At 47.9% G+C, this 18320-nt stretch carries 18 protein-coding genes; 12 read left to right on the top strand and 6 right to left on the bottom strand.

The genetic code is table 11. From position 1 onward, the window contains the following. The coding region (locus KQJ18_RS13050) for a hypothetical protein (RefSeq protein ID WP_216422094.1) at positions 1-877 on the bottom strand (877 nt) is incomplete at its 3' end. 41 nt (positions 878-918) lie between these two features. On the opposite strand from KQJ18_RS13050, the gene gspC reads away from it, so the two are divergent. Genes gspC through KQJ18_RS12990 form a run of 12 tightly spaced genes read left to right on the top strand, consistent with a single transcriptional unit; the run spans position 919 to position 11772 of the window. Continuing rightward, complete coding sequence (gene gspC / locus KQJ18_RS13045; protein ID WP_199967474.1) at positions 919-1845, top strand: type II secretion system protein GspC; 927 nt, start codon at positions 919-921, stop codon at positions 1843-1845. Then, positions 1846-3843 carry a type II secretion system secretin GspD gene (gene gspD / locus KQJ18_RS13040; protein ID WP_085049672.1) on the top strand — a complete coding sequence of 666 codons (1998 nt, stop codon included), beginning with the start codon at positions 1846-1848 and terminating at the stop codon, positions 3841-3843. Beyond that, the gene (gspE, locus tag KQJ18_RS13035) at positions 3840-5315 is read left to right on the top strand and encodes a type II secretion system ATPase GspE (RefSeq protein ID WP_216422092.1); all 1476 of its coding nucleotides are present in this window, start codon (positions 3840-3842) and stop codon (positions 5313-5315) included. Before gspD ends, gspE begins: the two co-directional genes overlap by 4 nt. Further along, on the top strand, positions 5312-6511 hold the full coding sequence (gene gspF, locus KQJ18_RS13030; protein ID WP_216422090.1) for a type II secretion system inner membrane protein GspF: 1200 nt from the start codon (positions 5312-5314) through the stop codon (positions 6509-6511). The genes gspE and gspF overlap by 4 nt, the downstream gene beginning before the upstream one ends. 9 nt (positions 6512-6520) lie before the next feature. Beyond that, positions 6521-6964 carry a type II secretion system major pseudopilin GspG gene (gspG, locus tag KQJ18_RS13025; RefSeq protein ID WP_038634727.1) on the top strand — a complete coding sequence of 148 codons (444 nt, stop codon included), beginning with the start codon at positions 6521-6523 and terminating at the stop codon, positions 6962-6964. Between the two features lie 2 nt (positions 6965-6966). Continuing rightward, positions 6967-7467: a type II secretion system minor pseudopilin GspH gene (gene gspH / locus KQJ18_RS13020; protein ID WP_085049675.1), complete on the top strand. Its 501-nt coding sequence runs from the start codon at positions 6967-6969 to the stop codon at positions 7465-7467. Beyond that, a complete protein-coding gene (gene gspI / locus KQJ18_RS13015; protein ID WP_085049676.1) occupies positions 7464-7820 on the top strand; it encodes a type II secretion system minor pseudopilin GspI in 357 nt (118 codons plus the stop codon). The genes gspH and gspI overlap by 4 nt, the downstream gene beginning before the upstream one ends. Beyond that, complete coding sequence (locus KQJ18_RS13010) at positions 7817-8410, top strand: prepilin-type N-terminal cleavage/methylation domain-containing protein (protein WP_216422088.1); 594 nt, start codon at positions 7817-7819, stop codon at positions 8408-8410. The genes gspI and KQJ18_RS13010 overlap by 4 nt, the downstream gene beginning before the upstream one ends. Next, positions 8407-9384, top strand: a complete 978-nt coding sequence (gene gspK / locus KQJ18_RS13005) for a type II secretion system minor pseudopilin GspK (protein WP_216422086.1) — start codon at positions 8407-8409, stop codon at positions 9382-9384. The genes KQJ18_RS13010 and gspK overlap by 4 nt, the downstream gene beginning before the upstream one ends. A 10-nt stretch (positions 9385-9394) precedes the next feature. Then, positions 9395-10525: a type II secretion system protein GspL gene (gene gspL / locus KQJ18_RS13000; RefSeq protein ID WP_216422084.1), complete on the top strand. Its 1131-nt coding sequence runs from the start codon at positions 9395-9397 to the stop codon at positions 10523-10525. Further along, positions 10518-11000 carry a type II secretion system protein GspM gene (gene gspM, locus KQJ18_RS12995; protein ID WP_161668184.1) on the top strand — a complete coding sequence of 161 codons (483 nt, stop codon included), beginning with the start codon at positions 10518-10520 and terminating at the stop codon, positions 10998-11000. Before gspL ends, gspM begins: the two co-directional genes overlap by 8 nt. After that, positions 10993-11772 (top strand): A24 family peptidase, encoded by a 780-nt coding sequence (locus KQJ18_RS12990; protein ID WP_216422083.1) that lies wholly within the window; start codon positions 10993-10995, stop codon positions 11770-11772. The genes gspM and KQJ18_RS12990 overlap by 8 nt, the downstream gene beginning before the upstream one ends. Positions 11773-11818: 46 nt before the next feature. On the opposite strand, the gene bfr is transcribed toward KQJ18_RS12990, so the two are convergent. The 5 genes from bfr to KQJ18_RS12965 all read right to left on the bottom strand — a co-directional run. Beyond that, a complete protein-coding gene (bfr, locus tag KQJ18_RS12985; protein WP_038634748.1) occupies positions 11819-12295 on the bottom strand; it encodes a bacterioferritin in 477 nt (158 codons plus the stop codon). A gap of 71 nt (positions 12296-12366) precedes the next feature. Continuing rightward, the gene (gene bfd / locus KQJ18_RS12980) at positions 12367-12561 is read right to left on the bottom strand and encodes a bacterioferritin-associated ferredoxin (protein ID WP_038634750.1); all 195 of its coding nucleotides are present in this window, start codon (positions 12559-12561) and stop codon (positions 12367-12369) included. A gap of 134 nt (positions 12562-12695) precedes the next feature. Further along, complete coding sequence (locus tag KQJ18_RS12975; RefSeq protein WP_216422082.1) at positions 12696-14951, bottom strand: glycosyl hydrolase family 18 protein; 2256 nt, start codon at positions 14949-14951, stop codon at positions 12696-12698. A 571-nt stretch (positions 14952-15522) separates the two neighbouring features. Further along, the gene (locus KQJ18_RS12970; protein WP_216422081.1) at positions 15523-17946 is read right to left on the bottom strand and encodes a glycosyl hydrolase family 18 protein; all 2424 of its coding nucleotides are present in this window, start codon (positions 17944-17946) and stop codon (positions 15523-15525) included. 263 nt (positions 17947-18209) lie between these two features. Further along, a partial coding sequence (locus KQJ18_RS12965; protein WP_075262496.1) for an elongation factor Tu occupies positions 18210-18320 on the bottom strand: 111 nt, incomplete at its 5' end.

The raw sequence follows: 18320 nt of genomic DNA, 5'->3' as shown, positions 1-18320 counted from the left end.
GTGATGCAGCCGATGGCTGTCCTGCAGGCCATATGCTGGCTATGGGCGGCAACCATCTGTCAAGCAATGGACTGAAGTGCCAGCCAGCGCTACCACATAGCGCAGCGACGACAACCACTGCCAGACACGTCCCCCCGGTTCGACAAGGCGCAGGCAGACAACGCAGCGCTTCACGTTGCTGAAGCGGCGTGATGCTGGTTTGTTGTTCACCCTGTTTCGTTTTATTACGCGTAAGATTCCACCCGACACGCGCCGCCAGATGCAGATTACCGCGGCAACGTTTCTTGATATGTCGGATAAATGTCTCAGGAAGGGCATCTTTGCCCTCCTGTTCCGTTTCGATACAGGGTGCGATTACCCTACGGTAATCCTCAATATCCGGGATGGGTACGTCGAACCAGAGCGGATGCATCGTACGTAACTGGCGCTGCTGTCTCAGACTGTATCTACCGGTTACTAGCAGCCGGGCCTTCGGCATTATGGCGATAAACGCCTTAACCGTTGCAGTAATACCGGTGGTGACCTGATGTCCGTCTTCCAAAATAAACAGAGGCTTATCGCATGCCTTAACGGTTATCAGACCAAGTAATTCGCTCCAGATCGTCTCGCCAGAAAATGACCGTCCGGTTAAACAGCCCTCCTTTTGCGTATCTGCGATAACCTGCCATTCCCACCTATAACCTTTTCTATTTACAGGTGCCAGAGTTAGCACCCGATGTGGCCATAACGCTTCTACACTGCGTGCAAGCGTGCTTTTTCCGGTGCCTTTTGCCCCATGTAATACCAGCCATTGTTCGTTCAAAAACGCGGAAAGGATATTATCCCGCAACAGTTGCTGGCGGGAGGTCAAAACAGAAATGAACTCATCCATGAACATTCATATTTTCCATAAAATTTATTATTTCCTAAAGTAGGAACGTGGGAGCCAAAACGCTTGTCGCCTGGCAGCAGGATAAATATATTATCGTTATCATTAACAAGAAACAGATTAACTTGTTAGTTATTCTTAATCATAATTTTATGAAAACTATCCGCCACGTATTCAAAAGCACGCTATTTTATCATGGCGCCTACCTCATAGTGATATTTGCAAGCGTTATATGTATTTTTGCTTGTATACATAAAGGATATGAACAGTGGTTTGAAAACAAAACATTGCGGACAGCATCAAGTCAAATTCATCAGGAGAATATCTCAAACAGAAAACAAAAATGGCATTTATCATCCGTGCCCTTAGATACAGATATGAATGTTTCCCCCCATCAACAATCGCATGCGCAAGAGGCATTGCTGTCTGGGGTCGTTGTCAGCGGAATTATTCATAGTTCAAATAAATCCATTTCCCGCGCAATCTTGCAGGAAAATGGTGAGCAAAATGTTTATGCCATTAATGATTATCTGAAGTCCTCCAGCAAAATACGTGTTACGGGTATTACAAAGAATCAGATAATGTTTTCTTCTGGTGAGCAAACACTGCAACTGACATTGCTTGCTGAACTGGCACAACAGTCCAGGTCTCAGGGGGCGGTAGCATCCCGGCAAGAGCAACAAGCGGTAACGCTGGCTGATTTCATTGATGCCAGTCCTGTAGTGGATAAGAACACTTTACGTGGTTTACGCCTTCTACCACGAAAACAGGTTCAGTTTTTTAAGCATTCTTCCCTCGAACCTGGGGATATAGCCATTCAGCTAAATAATATCAAGTTGACTCAACAGGCAAATTTAGGCAAAGCACAAAATGCGCTTAAGCACCTTAAAATGGCTCAGTTCACCGTCTTACGTAATGCTTCGCCACGGTTAATTAATGTTTCAGTTCAACAATTCCAGGATGGAAAGGAAGACTAAATGGAGAGAACTGTTTTACATCGGCGACTGAAAAGTTGGTCGTTGATACTTTTACTCGCAGCCTCCTGCCGCACTGCATTCGCAGTCGATTATACCGCTAACTTTGACAATGCGGACATTCAGACATTTGTCAATATTGTCGGCCAAAATATGGGTAAAACCATTCTGATTGATCCCGATGTTAAGGCTTCAATATCCGTCAGAAGCAATGATACCTTCAATGAGGATGAATATTATCAGTTTTTCCTGAGCGTACTGGATCTCTACGGTTTCTCAATTATTACTCTTGATAATGGGTTACTTAAGGTAGTGCGTTCAGAGCAAGTCAAAACAATGCCAGGAAGACTCATTAGCGGGACGAAACCCGGCAAAGGAGATGAACTGGTGACGCGTATTGTGTCACTGGAAAACGTTCCTGCTCGCGTATTGTCCCCCTTGCTTCGACAAATGCTTGATGGCGGTAAGGTCGGTAATGTTGTGCATTACGAACCATCAAATGCATTGATCATCACCGGCAAAGCCTCAACCGTCAATCGTCTGTTGGAGGTGGTTAAACGTGTCGATGTGATGGGTGATGCCAAAGAACAGGTTTTCACACTGAAGTATGCCTCAGCGACCGACCTGGCCGACGTCCTCAATGACCTGGCGCGAGAAAATGGCAAAGAGGCTAAACCGGCCACACTTCAGACGCGCATCGTTGCAGATAAACGTAGTAATGCGTTAATTGTCAGCGGTTCCGATCGTGCCCGGGCGCGCATGGCACAACTTATTTCCCGGCTGGATACGCAAGATCAAGGTGAGGGCAACACCCGTGTCTGGTATTTGAAATATGCCAAAGCAGATAAACTGGTTGAAGTTTTAACCGGCGTCACGCAAAAGATGAAGGATGAAAAAAGCAGCGCTTCAAAATCATCAGCCAGCAGCAGCAATAACGATATATCCATCACGGCAGATGAACAAACCAACTCGCTGGTTATTACCGCAGACCAAAGTATTCTCCAGCAGTTAGAAGATGTCATCGCCAAACTGGACATTCGCCGCGCCCAGGTTCTGGTCGAAGCTATCATCGTGGAAGTTCAGGATGGTAAAGGCATTAATCTTGGGGTCCAGTGGGCCAACAAAAACGTCGGCGTGCAGCAGTTTACCAAAACCAATCTTCCCATTTTCAATGCCGCACAAGGGGTTCAAGAATTCAAGAGACAGGGCGGTACCACCAGCGATAACCCTGCATATGATTTGTTCAGTAACTTCAATGGTCTTGCCGCAGGATTCTTCAACGGCGACTGGGGGGTTCTCCTTACCGCGCTGAGTAGCAATAGCAAGAATGATATTCTTTCTACTCCGAGTATCGTGACACTCGATAACAAAGAGGCATCTTTCAACGCTGGGCAAGACGTTCCGGTGCTTTCCGGGTCGCAAACCACCTCGGGCGATAATATTTACAGCACCGTCGAACGTAAGACAGTCGGCACTAAGCTAAAAGTTACGCCGCAAATCAATGAAGGCGATTCCGTATTAATGGAAATTGAGCAAGAGGTGTCCAGTGTCGATTCTACGGCAACCTCATCCACTCTCGGCCCTACATTTAATACCCGTACTATTCAAAACGCCGTCCTGGTAAAAAGCGGTGAAACCGTGGTATTGGGCGGATTGATGGATGACTCAAGTAAACAAGAGGTTTCGAAAGTTCCCTTACTGGGTGATATCCCCCTCATTGGGCAACTTTTTCGCTATACCTCAAATGAAAAAAATAAACGCAACTTGATGGTGTTCATCCGACCAACCATCATCAGAGATGATGAAGTCTATCATTCGCTTTCGAGGGATAAATATACTGGCTTCAAGGAGATGCAACAAAACAGGAGTAGCAAGCAAAACGGTAGCCTGATTGATGTCGATGCCATTGAATCATTAGATGACCACGCATTTGACTCCTCTGTGGCCACACCAGCTAAGTCAAACAGCAAAAATCCGTTCCATAACGGCAGTGCAAAATGACAGCCTTTACGTGGAAAAAAGCACAGCGATACGGTATTGCCGTACAGCAGGAAGAGCTGATTTATGCTGAAAATACCTCGCTTGAATCTATGCTGGACGTAGCCGCAACAGCGCCTGAATGTAGCCGGTTTACCCGGCTCTCTACGCAACAGTTTGAGGAAAAACTCGAGCACCTGTATCAACAGAACAGCGGCACTGCCCAGTTGATCGCAGAAGATATGAATAACCTTGATGATCTCAACATTCTTTCTGAGGAGATCCAGTCCAATGAAGATCTGCTTAACGAACAATCCGATGCGCCGGTCATACGACTAATTAATGCCGTACTCAGTGAAGCAATCAAGGAACATGCATCCGATATTCATATCGAAGTATTTGAGAAAACGATGGGGATCCGCTTTCGCGTCGATGGCGTTCTGCGTCCAGTGGTTCAGCCTAATAAAAAGCTGGCGGCCCTGCTGATCTCACGTATTAAAGTGATGGCCAAGCTGGATATTGCCGAAAAGCGCCTCCCACAGGATGGTCGCATAACGTTAAAAATAGGCCAGCGGAATGTGGATGTGCGTGTCTCTACGCTCCCCTCACAGCATGGCGAACGTGTCGTTTTGCGTCTGCTGGATAAAACCAGCCTGCGGTTATCAATCGATAAGCTGGATATGTCAGCAGAAGACACATGCAGCCTGAAAGATCTGATTGCCCTCCCCCACGGCATTATTCTGGTCACCGGCCCAACGGGTTCAGGAAAAAGTACCACGCTATACGCCATCCTTTCCGCACTGAATAGCCCGGAGCGTAACGTCCTCACCGTTGAAGATCCGATTGAATATGAACTGGAAGGGATAGGTCAAACGCAGGTCAATAGTCGCGTAGATATGTCTTTTGCCCGTGGGCTACGCGCCATTTTACGTCAGGATCCTGATGTCGTGATGGTAGGTGAAATTCGCGACGCCGAAACAGCGCAGATTGCTGTTCAGGCGTCGTTGACCGGACATCTGGTTCTTTCGACTCTCCATACAAACAGCGCCAGCGGAGCCGTAACACGATTGCGGGATATGGGGGTGGAATCGTTTCTGCTTTCTTCATCACTTGTCGGGGTTATTGCCCAGCGTCTGGTAAGACGACTGTGTAACCACTGCAAAATACCGCGCCCCGCCACCCACCAGCAACAACAACTCCTGCTGGCTCAAGGGATCAATACCTCTCAGGTCTGGCATGCCGGGGGCTGCGAGGCATGCAGGCATAGCGGCTATCAGGGGCGACTGGCAATTCACGAGCTGTTACTTGTTACGCCTGAACTGCGCGAAGCCATTCACACAGAGACCAACGAACAGCACCTGGAGCAAATTCAGCGTCGTCACCATCGTAGTTTGCTGGCAAACGGTCTCCGCGTCGCCGCAGAAGGCATTACATCGCTGGAGGAGGTGCTAAGAGTGACATCGGAAGGGCAAACACCGACGGAGCAGCCTGAATGAAATATTGCTGGACCGCAACAGATTTGAAGGGAAATCGTATTACGGGCGTTAGCGAGGCCGCAAGCGAACGGGACATGGTGGCGCAACTGCGTAGCCAGGCCCTATTGCCGCAAACGATAAAACCCCAACGACGCGCGATCCCCCTCAAGACCCTCCCTGCACGAGTCAGTCACAGTGAATTAACGCTTTTTACGCGTCAGATTGCAACGCTAATCGCCGCAGCATTACCGCTGGATGAAGCCCTCGACGTGGTTCGGCAACAAAAAGAAAATAAGAAACTTGCCGATGTGATTACGACTCTTCGGCAGTCCATTCTTGAAGGACAATCACTGTCAACTGCGATGCAGGCGTATCCCCGCCTGTTTGATGCCGTCTTTTGTACGCTCGTTAAAGCGGGCGAAACGGTGGGTCAGTTAGGCGCAGTTCTGGAAAGACTGGCGGATTTTAACGAAGCGCGCCAGCGAATGCGCAGCAAGCTTACGCAGGCTTTAATCTATCCTTCCCTGCTCACTACGGTCGCTATTCTGGTGGTTATTATTTTGCTCACCACCGTGGTGCCTAAGGTCGCAGCGCAGTTTATCCACCTCAAACACGCATTGCCGCTCACCACTCGGATCCTGCTCGCGATCAGCAATTTTTTGTCGGCATATGGCCCTTGGAGCCTGCTCACCCTCATTGGCGGTGGATGCCTGTTTTCTTTCTGGCTTAAACAAAAGGGAAACCGGCATCGATTTCACCGTTGGTTAATTCAATTTCGCTTAACGTCGCCTTTAGTATGCGCCATCAATAGCGCTCGCTACTTACGTGCCCTGAGCATTCTTAACAGCAGCGGCGTTCCTCTTTTACAAGCTATGTCGCTTTCCGCTGAGGGGGTGAGTAATCAGGAAATACGCCAGCGTCTGGGTGAAGCGGCTGAGAGCGTTCGCCAGGGCAACAGCGTTAGCCAGTCGCTGGAGAAGACGAAGATTTTTCCCGCGATGATGCTCTACATGATCGCCTCCGGGGAAAAAAGCGGTCAGCTTGGAGAACTCATGCAGCGGGCAACAGAAAATCAGGAAATCCAACTACAAAACCGCATCGCACTGACGCTGGCAATTTTTGAACCTGCGTTGATCGTTGTGATGGCGATGATCGTTTTGTTCATTGTCGTCTCGGTTATGCAGCCAATTTTACAACTTAACTCATTAATGAACTAAGGAAAGGTTATGGAACAACAGACACGAGCCACAGAGCGTGGCTTTACCCTCATGGAATTGATGGTGGTCATTGTGATTTTGGGGGTTCTGGCAAGCCTGGTCGTGCCGAATCTGATGGGCAACAAAGATCGCGCGGACAGACAAAAGGCGGTCAGCGACATTGTCGCGCTCGAAAATGCGCTGGACATGTACAAGCTGGACAACCATCGCTACCCCACGACGGAACAAGGTCTGGAAGCACTCATCACCGCGCCGGAGCTCTCTCCCAAGGCCGAAAATTACAATACTGACGGTTATATCCGACGTCTGCCTGCAGACCCCTGGGGGAACGACTATATCCTGATAAGCCCCGGCGAACATGGCGCTATTGATATCAGCTCCGTAGGGCCAGATGGAGAAGCTGGAACGGCGGATGACATTAACAACTGGGATAATAACAAAAAATCGCAATAAACATGACGCATCAGAAAGGATTCACGTTGCTGGAAGTGATGCTGGTTGTGGTCATTATCGCCATCTCAGCTACGGGCATTATCGCCATGCAAAGTGACCGGCTGGGATCAGGCGGAAAGCTACTACAGCGGATCGACACCTTCAGGCAGACGGTGAAATACGCGTCAGACCTGGCGTTGCTGGAAAAGCATGTGGTCGGTTTGCGGTTGACCACTGAAGGCTGGGCTTTTTACCTGCCGCAAAAGGATTCAACCCACAAATGGAACTGGCAAGAGCTGGCCGACAGCGACAGTTTACCGCTTTACGGTAACTGGGCTGCGCCAGCGAAACCTGAAGTAACGCCTTCAGCAGCAAATGCAAATCCACAAATTATGATCTTACCCGATGGTCAACTGACGCCTTTTACCGTGATGTTCAGAGATGAAGACGGTGCAAAATTCGTGACTCTGCGGTGTGACGGATCGCTACCGCTGGATATCACTCGCCTTGAGGATGCGCAATGAAGCAACAAAGCGGAATGCTCCTGCTTGAGGTATTGCTGGCGATGGCAATCTTTGCGACCGCTGTAATAGCGCTGATTAGCAGTATGCAATGGCAACTCTCTGCTCTCGACACGCTGAAGCAAGAAACTCTGGCACTCTGGGCTGCGGACAACGCCTTGATTGGAACCATTAACGACCAGACCACCTCGGGAAAAGGTCAGACAATACTGCTGAACGAGACTTTCTCCTGGCAGTTGTCGGGTAGCCTGCAAAACCAGTCAGCCATTAATCAAAAGCAAGCCAGCGTAACCTCCGCCAGCGGACGGACGCTTAATCTGTACTCCTGGACGCCAGAAAACGGAGACAAAAAATGAGTAAGATGCCGCGGGGCTTCACGTTACTGGAAGTGATGCTGGCAATTGCCATTTTCTCGACGCTCAGTTTTTTGGCCTCAATCGTTTTTTCCCAGGCCTCAGAACAGCATCAGCGGGCGAAAAAGACAGCCGATAATTTTGATGCTTTTCAGCATACGATGCTGCTGTTTGAAAACGATTTGATGCAGTACGTTCCGCGAAAAAACCGTCAGACGAATCAGCCTTTTTTCAGCGAAAAAGATGGCGCGATTTTCACTACTCAGACACGAGACCCAGCCATGCCTTTCGAGGCCGTTTTCATTCTCACTACCGTCCACTGGTATGTGGACAACGGCACGTTATACCGCGCGATGAGACGCTCGCCCGATGGCAAAGAGGAGGCACCGCCACAAGCGTTACTCTCCGACATCGCTCATCTGTCCGCAACAATGACTCTCGCTGAGGGCGACAGTGCATCCACAACGGCTAAAATAACGCTGGAGCGTGAAAACGGAGAGATTCTTACCCGTCTTTTTATTCTGCCCGGCTGGTTCCCGGAGAAACAGAAATCCAGCCCGACGTCAGGGGCGGCTACAGGGACAGCTAAATGAGTAATCAAAGGGGATCGGCGTTACTGATCGTGTTGATGATTCTGGCGCTGATGGCCGCGCTGGCATCAGAAATGACGATCAGCTTTCAGACTCAGTTGCAGCGCAGCCGACGCACAAATGACAGTATCCAGGGGAAATATGCGCTGCTGTATGCCGAAGCGCAAGCCACTGCACAAACGCTGCAGAATGCCAAGGATAAGCTTAGCCAACTTGATGAGCTCCCCCAGTTTGCAGAACTTCGCGACAACACAACGGTAAGCTGGCAAACCAGTGATCTACAACATTGCTTCAATCTGAATGCATTAGCAGATGTACCGACGGACCCGATGACCACTCTGCCCTATAAAATCGAGGTGTTCGCAGCCCTGTTGGAAAAAATCGGCGTGGAAAAGTATCGCGCAGACGAGATCGCGCAATCTGGCGCAGATTACATTGACGCTGACGTGACGCCCCGTGTCAAAGGCGCTGAAGATGAGTATTACAAGTCCAGCCAACCGGGTTTTCTTACAGAAGGCCAGATGATCTTTTTACCTGCCGAAATACGCAAGCTCAAAGGAATGACCGACGCTATTTATCAAAAATTATCCCCTTTTATCTGCGCGACATTCAGCAATGAACTCGCCATAAATATTAATACTCTTACTGAGCAGCAGGCCCCTCTATTAGCTGCGCTATTTCTCAATAACCTCAGTGACTCAGATGCAAAAACACTACTGAAGAAACGCCCTGAAGGTGGCTGGAAAACGGTAGATGCCTTTCTCTATCAGGCACAACAAGATTACAGCGCCACCAAACCCCTGACGGATTCGCTTAAAAAACAGTTAACCGCCAATAGCACCTTTTTTTTGACCACATCTACAGCCCACGAGGGTGACCTTACTTCCGGTATGCGCACATTTTTCTTTTATGATGAAAAAAATAAAACAATTAAAATCTATTTACGCCAACTTACGGATGGCAGTAGCGAAGAGTAAAGCAGTTTCAGTGTCCTCACCAAAACTGCTTATCCGCCTGCAAAAACAGCCGTCAGCCCCCGTGGAATGGGTGGAATATACTGAAGGTGGCGGAGGTGAAATCCAGCATCTGTCCATGGAACAGTTAACGGAGCTTGGTACACTTCCAGCGGCGCAGTCCGCACATCTGCTTCTTTCCGCCAGTATGGCGACATGTAAAACAATCGTCATACCGGATGAAGAGTATGAACTGACTGACCAAAAGCTTCACTGGCTCGCTGATGAAACGCTCGACGAAGGGGCGCCCTCATTGCACTGGACATTACTGTCCCGTCAGGGGTCTCGTCTCACTGTTGCAGGCATTGATGCCGACTGGCTTGAGTCTCAGCTCCGAACCCTTGCCGATGCAGGTATTAACACCACATGTGTCACGTTTGACGCCTGTTGCCTGCCGGCATGCGACAATGGCTGGACGGTATTAAGAGAGGGCGATCGGTGGTTGCTCAGAACACAGGAAAATTATCTCTCCTGCCTGACGGAGGCGTGGCTTACCCACCTGCTTACGCATTTCGGCCCTCCGCAGTTGGTAAACTACGGTTCGTTACCACTGGCCTGTTCCAGTACAGAGAGTCAACCTGAACGCCATATTCTGACTCTCTACCCAAACGGCAATGTACCTAATCTTCTACACGATAAGATTCGTGCCCCTTCTCCACGCTCGCCCACGACCGCGCTCCTGAAGCGCGTCGCGCTATTCAGCATCATGCTGGCTGCGGGTGTCGCACTGCTTACTCGCTCTATTACCTACTGGCAACTCCATAGCCTGGAGAAGCAGCTCAGTCAGGATCTGGTACAGCAGTGGCAGCGATACATTCCTGAGAACAGACACAGTAGCAATTTGCGAACCTATCTGCCGAAACAGTTACAACAACATATCCCCGCCCCCTATTTGTTCTTGCAGCAGTTGCAGTCAAAGCTGTCAGCATTCCCGGGATTGGCGCTGGAAGGAGTTAACTATGATCCGGCGAGTAAATCTTTGCAGCTTTTCATCTACGCCAGTGATGAAAGCCAGGTACAGGCATTCATCAAAGCGCGCATTTATGGCTTGCCATTAAAAGTCGAAAAACATGAACAGGGAATGTGGACACTTCGAAATGATTAAACGTGCTCAGGTCTGGTTTCATCATAAAAATACGCATGAGCAACGCATCTTTATAACGTTGTTCGGATGCTGCCTGTTGGCCATTTTTTGGTTTGGCGCCTGGCAGCCTTTAGGTCAGGCTATCGATACAATGCAATCCCGGGACGAAAAGTTACAGCTCGACATACAGTGGCTTCACAAACAGGCTTCAGCAGCCGGTCTTCTTCCACAGCGGACGCAATCGGACTCCCTGGAAACGCTGGTGAAGCGCAGTCTTAAAAAATCGGGACTTAACGCAACACTCCAGCCGGCTCACGGTGGTGGACTCAATATCAGCGCCTCCACCATCAAGATGGACACCTTCGTACGCTGGTTGGCAGTGTTACAGGGCGAATATGGTCTGCACATCGTGGCGCTTGAGTTTCACGCCAGTAAAGACGATGCCGACAGTATTACGCTGACACGACTGACGATTGGAGCGAAAAAAAATGGATAACGGGTTAGCAATATTGTTCCTTGTCGTTGGACTACTGGCGGGCAGCACCATGGGAATGCTCACCTGGCGCCTGCCTCTGATGGTGCTCCCCCCCACCCCCGCAGACGGAGCGCTCTCCCCTTTTAATTTATGGCTGCCTGGTTCGCATTGCTGCCACTGCCAAACCCCGCTGGCGTGGTATGACAACATTCCCCTACTGAGTTGGCTATATCTGAAGGGGAAGTGTCGTCATTGTGGTCTTCCTGTCTCGAAACGCTATCCTTTGCTCGAAGCGCTCTGTGCTGTTATGGCCGTTTTCTGTTACGCCCTCCATCCCAACGAAATCCTGCTGGCGCTGGCGCTCTTTATCTATTTTTGGTTTGCGCTCGCACTCAGCGTAATCGACCTGCAGCATTATCTTCTGCCTGACAAACTCACGCTGCCATTGCTGTGGCTCGGGCTGTTATTCAACGCCAGTTTCGGTGTTATACCCAGCAAAGACGCCATCATTGGAGCCGTTGCGGGATATATGATTTTGTGGTTGATCTACTGGTTAGTCAGGTTGTTATGGCATAAAGAGGGGATCGGCTACGGGGACTTCAAAATGCTGGCCGCTGCCGGGGCCTGGAGCGGTTGGCAAAGTATACCGATGATCCTTTACGCAGCTTCAATCACAGGGATTATGTATGGTCTTCTGTTATGGGCAAAAAAAGGACGTCGCGGCGCGCTGATTCCTTTTGGTCCGGCACTGGCCGTAAGTGGGTGGGGTTACTTTTGTTGGATAAGTTGGTGAACTCAACAGGAAGGATTAACTCCTTCCTGTATTAACGACTCTGCTTCTACTCTTCTTCGCGAATTTGCGCCTGCAGATAATTCTGGATCCCCAGTTTATCGATAAGATCCAGCTCGGTCTCCAGCCAGTCAATATGGCCTTCCTCATCCGCCAGAATTTCAATCATCATGTCACGGCTGACGTAATCAAATACACTGTCGGCATAGGCGATTGCTTCACGCAGGTCTTTTGCACCTTCCAGCTCAAGAGCCAGATCCGAACGCAGCATCTCTTCAACATCTTCACCGATGCCAAGTTTGCCCAGATCCTGGAGATTGGGAATACCTTCAAGAAAAAGAATACGCTCAATGTACTTATCGGCGTGTTTCATCTCGTCGATAGATTCATGATATTCAACGTCATTCAGACGTTTGAAACCCCAGTTTTTGAACATTCTCGCATGAAGAAAATACTGGTTGATGGCGACAAGCTCGTTTCCCAATAATTTATTGAGATAATTTATTACCTTAACATCACCTTTCATTATATAGTCCCTCCGCTTCCACTCTTAGAGAGTAGATGGGGCTAGCGGGATGTCAAAAAAAAGAGTGTGACTCAGGCGATCTCTTTAAATTCTGGCATTTGCATTAATTCTTCCTGCATCACTTCGCGCGCGGCCCGAATACATTTACCACATTGATTTCCAACAGGAATAAACTTGCGTAACTGCTGAAATGACTGTGGGTGAAACTGGCGTACCGCCTGACGAATTTTTTTATCACTGATGCCGTTACATAAACAAATGTACATATATGCTCCCAACCATGAACACCTTCAGGATAAATGATTATTGTTCTCAATACAACGTCATCTAAAAGAAATAAATCCCTCCCCCTGCACAGAATCGGGTTTGGGATTTATTTCAACGAGTTAACAACTAATCATTAATGGACCAGAGCACCGCCATCCTTCAGAATATCGTCTGTAAGTACCACTTCTGCAATAGTCGTTTCAACGCTATTACTGAAACGATACAAGCGAACAGTATCTCCCGCTTTCAATTCTTTGACCCAGGTCCCCGTGACGGTATCATTCGCCTTATTAACGCGTTTCTGACCACCACTGATTGAACCAAACTGGCTTTTGCCGATATATTTTCCATTTAACTGAATAGAGTAGTTTTTATTTCTTGCCTCATGAGCGGCAGTAGTCAGAGTCATACTTAACGCAGGCTTGTCGTCCTGAATAACAACCTGGAACTCTTTCAGTTCACTGGCAATCTCCGGACGCATATCTTTTTTACCTGCCAGAGTTTCTTCTGTCACCGTTACTTGCTCCAGTGGGTAGAGTACACCATTGCTGTAGCAGCTCAGTTCAATTAGATCGCCAACCTTCAGCGGCATTCCCCAGCTCGCGGTAACAGTACCTTCCTCTTCATTAATTTCTTTTTTACCCCAATCATAAATGGTGCCGTACTGGCTCTTACCGTAATATTTTCCATTCTGATAAACAGAATAGTTCATATTCCTGGCCTCATGTGCCGCTTTGGTGATGGTGAATTCCGTCATCGGCGTACCGTCTCGCAGATATATGCCAAAATCTGACAGATTCGCGCGGCATTCGGATAAAGGCACTTCCATTATATCATCGACAATCTCACCCAATTCATGTTCTGGAGTATCACCGCTAATATCCCAGATTATCGCTCCGCCGTATCCTTGCTGGTTAATGTAGGCAACTTTTTTCTGAATCGACTCCGGATCGTCATACGTCAAGAACTCTTGCGTTTTCGCATTATACAAGTAAGGAACCTGTGATTCCGGATCCCAGTAGCGAGTGTAGTCAGCAGACGAAGAATACTGTTTTAACAGATAGTAGGGGTTAGTACCGGTATACTGATCTTCATCATCCCACGCGCCGTGTACGGTAGCGGAACCTGAAGCGAACAGACCAGGCAGACCTTTAACGATTTCCGTCGGCGCCACGCTACCCCAGCCACGGCCGTAGAACGGGATCCCCATCATCAGCTTACTTTTGGGCACATGCCATTTCGAACTGTATTCCTGCATCGTGGAAGCGACATTTAGCAACTGATCGGCATCCTGGCTGTTGGCATAGAGCGGAGCATTGTGGCCTGTGATAGGGTCAAAAGCGCCATGAATATCATATGCCATGACATTGACGCTATCCAGCAATGGTGCGGTGACCTCTGGGTTGATGTACTCAATATTATTATGGTTGGTTGTTACTGCTGCGGAAAGTTGGAAGTACTTATCGCTCTGTAAACCAAGGGTATCCAGTTTACTTCTGAGCGTCTGGATAAGTTTAGTGAAATTGGTCTTTTCAGTATCGCTATCCGGGTATTCCCAGTCTACATCAATACCATCAAACCCCCACTCCTGCATGAAAGCAATCATGCTGTCTGCCAGTTTATTGATACCGTCATCCGTTTTGGTGGCTTCTTCGAATACACCTTCTTCAGAGTTATTCCATCCGCCAACGGAGACCATATTTGTGACGTTGTTTTGCTCAGTCAGTTTGTCCAGCTGACGGAGCAGATCCGGGCCTTTATAGGTATCATGGACAATAACTTCACCATCCTTAATAACCGCAAAGCCATAGTTAAGGTGGGTTAACTGACTGAAGTCAATTTTATCCGGCGTGAAATAGTTATGTGCTTCATAAACGCCCCACTCAGGGAAATAGCCGATAACTTTACGTTGCGCGGCAGCCTTATCTTTACCTTGTTTTTGCAGATCTGCCGCTTTCTGGCCGGTATAAGGCGTAAAATTGAACGTGGCAAGATTTTGTATTTGAATAGGACCGACCTTCAGCCATACAGAGTCACTTCCTGGAACCATACCGGGATCAACCCACCACTGACTTTTCCAGTAATAGCCATTATATCGAACAATTGTTCCTGTCGTACCATAAGTGGCAGTGGGATCATAGTCTACAGAATTAATTGCGTTATTATCCTTTTCCGCTACGGTTACCGTCACCGTACCCGGAAAATTATTTTGACTACTGTCTGTATAAGCGACCCAGGTATTACCATTATCCTTCGTCAACATCTGACTATTATCAAGGCCGCTGATTGTATTAGTGTCGTCATTCATCGACAACGTTGCAGCAAATGATGAAAAAGACAATGACATCCCAGCAGCAAGTATTGCCGCTGTTAATTTATTTAGTTTCATACATTATCCTTAATGATAAAATTATTGCTCGGTAAATAGCCATTTTTGGCAATGTTAGAATAGGTAATAGAACCAGCAATAACAATTAATACATTTCTCATCAAACCAGAGGTCATTGCTATATATAAACCTCACTAATATACCGTCAGAAAGGGAGTATTACTGGCAAAAATATCATCACAGCAGTCAATAATCACAATATAAAGATCCGTTACATATCTGGCCAATCACGCATGTCAAAGAAAAACGATAACCGATATCACTTCATTCACGCCTATGCCACCAAAATAAAATAGATAGTATGAATAACAAAAAATGTAATTTTTTATTACAGACAGGAACGTCATAAAAAAGCCTGAGCAGAATAGGTTATCTGACTCAGGCATTGAGATTAACTCGATTTGTAATACTTCAGGTTACATCTGCAATAGCTGCGCTCACTCTCCGCAATCACACAGTAACCTTTTGCTGCTGAGGATGAATGAGGCACCTCCCTGTCCCTCATTCAAAGGCAGCCTTTGGATGTTTTTAGCCTATAACCCGAATGATTAAGGGCATAAACTGTTTTCAGTTATTTCAGCATATCTTCCGTAACAACTACTTTCGCAATGGTCGCCGGATTTGGTGTAATACGCTCGACAACCACCGTTTCACCCACTGAAATTGCACGCTCATCAGATTTTACGGTTGTCACACCATTTTTGGTTGATTTCGAAGAGTAGTAACATTTGCCATTATCACAGCTGAAGACGTAGTTACCGTTTTTCTCATCACCCATAACTTTAACCATATATGCGCTGTTGGTGCCTGCAGCAACTTTATCAGCGGCAAAATCGACATACACCATAGGAATGCCATTCTCTTTCTTCACCGTCAGAGAAGACACATCCGCACTGCCTACCAGTGGATTATTGCCTGCCAGCATGTCATCCGTCACGGTGAGCGTCGCCAGTACCTGAGCATCAGGGTGAGTACGCTTCACTGTCACCACGCTGCCAGGATGAAGCATATAACTCAAGCCGCCAGTACGCAGAGTCGACTGTTCGCCATAGTTATAACGGTAGCTGTAATAATTCTTCTTCCCTTCCGTCGAGAAAACATATTTACCATCGACCTCAACACGGTAGTTATTAGAATCACTCAGCTTGCTGGCATCAAAGTTCACATTGACTCGCTGTGAGCCATCAAAAACATCAATGTAAACGGCTTTGACATCACCCGCTAAATCACCTGCAGTTTCGCTTTGGGTAAACGGGGCAAAGACTTCGCTAAAGGCGTATTTCGCAGCCTGCTGTTCGGTCAGACCGCTGTGCTCAGGGGAAACCTGCCTGGCCACGCCAGGCTGATCGCGCATCATGGACCATATGCCAATCATGCCCAGACCACGATCAGTGGCATCCTGCATCACCAGTTTCGCATCAGACATATAAAACACTTCGCCCTGAACGTCGTTGTAACCGATCATCGGCGTCGTGCCCATCATGGCGTTGATTTCCGCATCGCTCTTGTCAGTGAAAATTTGCTTCATCTGGCTATGGAGGTTTTCAATGGCGGATGTCGCACATTTGCCATGAATGTTTTGGCCTTCAGTACCATCAGACTGGCAGATGCTGTTACCGTAATCCATCGCCATGACGTTGACACCAGCCAGTTCAACGCCCTTGGTTTTCGCATCTTCAAGCACGTAAAGACCTTCAGCCGTCAGGCCCGTCGGCAGAATAGGCAAGGTGTACCAAATTCCGACGCTACGACCTTCTGCTTTCCAGGTGTCCTGAACAGCCTTCACCGCTTCATTACGACGGTTTATGGATTCATGATCCGCAACCCAGGTGCCTTCAATATCGAAGTCCAGCACGTTAAGATTCAGGTTGTCTACGATATCGTAATAATGCTGCTTCAGGTCATTCACATTCTTACAAGACGCTGCCAGTGGGGAGTTATTCGCTCCGCCAATGGAAACCATGATGTCGCCACCTGCTTCACGCAGCGCTTTAATTTTGCTGTACTGAGCGTAGTCGTTAACGTTATATGCGGTACCCCATGTCGGCAGGCAGGTATCAGCATCTTTACTGACCACGAAAGCCATGGTGAAGTGGGTGACATTCTGGTTCTGCGCAAGGCTTGCCAGATCCGGCTGTGAGTTGAGGGTAAAATCGACATATGGGGCATAGACATGCGCAGGCCATGGTGACTTCGGCGTGCCTACTTTTTCTTTGGTGCCGGTCCAGTCGATAAACACGCGCCATGGATTGGTATCAGATGGGGAGACTTTCTGTACTTTGGACTGCGAAACGTAATTACCACCGTTATAGCGGATCAGCGTGCCGCTTTCATATACAGTGGAGGAATTATATTCTGGAGCTTTATTCAACTGGTCCTGAGTATAAGAGACAACAGTGCCCAGTGGTTTCCATGGACGACCATTTGTGCCGGTTGGGTTTTGATTAGCTGGAAGAGAAGGATCATCCCCTACGGTATAAAACAGGGCTTCATATTCCTGGCCATTTTTCTGAACTTTATCGCCTTTATTATAGACGGTCGAGGACGCCCATTGCGTGACAACGGCATAAGCCTCCCATGGATTTTCCTGACCAGGAGCAAAACCATAAGCGCTTTGCGCGACAGACGTTTTATACGTCGCATTATTATAAATAACAATATCACCAGCATTATAAGCGATACTATTGTCATATGCTGGGTAAGTTACCGTACCGCCACCCGTATCGCAGGTTGTTGGATTACCATATTTCGTTATTTCATCAGCGGTCGCTGCTCGCTCGTAGCGCCATGGGTTATTCGCTTCGTCGCCCGCGGCGTTTCCCGGACAATCCGATGCACCTACCCACCACGCATTGCTATACACGCCGCTGTCGAAAATCACTTCATACGTACTGCCGCCTTCCTGACCGCTCCATGCTTCCAGGGCAAATGCTGGCAAGGCAGCACATGTCAGCCCCATACAAAATAAGGCTTTTGTTGCGAGATTTAATTGCATTATTAAACATTCCTGTTGTTATAAATCCATCAATTTATTACATATGTATGTAATAACGCATAAGGTAGATATAACAACAAACAAGTTCAATTAATAAAATACAAATCGCAATGCTTTAAGAAATGAACAAACTTATCCTACCAGATAAATTATTTATATATTGAGATTAACTAATATTTCTGAAATCTTTAAATAAACACAAATAAAAAAGCCCCGAAATATATTCGGGGCTTTTAAACTAACTACGTTAAATAAACGTAATATTAGCTCATTACTTTAGCAACAACGCCCGCACCTACAGTACGGCCGCCTTCACGGATTGCGAAACGCAGACCGTCGTCCATCGCGATCGGGTGGATCAGGGTAACAACCAT

The sequence above is a fragment of the Citrobacter sp. S55_ASV_140 genome, from assembly GCF_018919505.1.
Lineage (GTDB): Bacteria > Pseudomonadota > Gammaproteobacteria > Enterobacterales > Enterobacteriaceae > Citrobacter > Citrobacter werkmanii.
The sequence above is the reverse complement of the archived record's forward strand: the minus strand, read 5'-3'. Positions and strand labels throughout refer to the sequence as shown.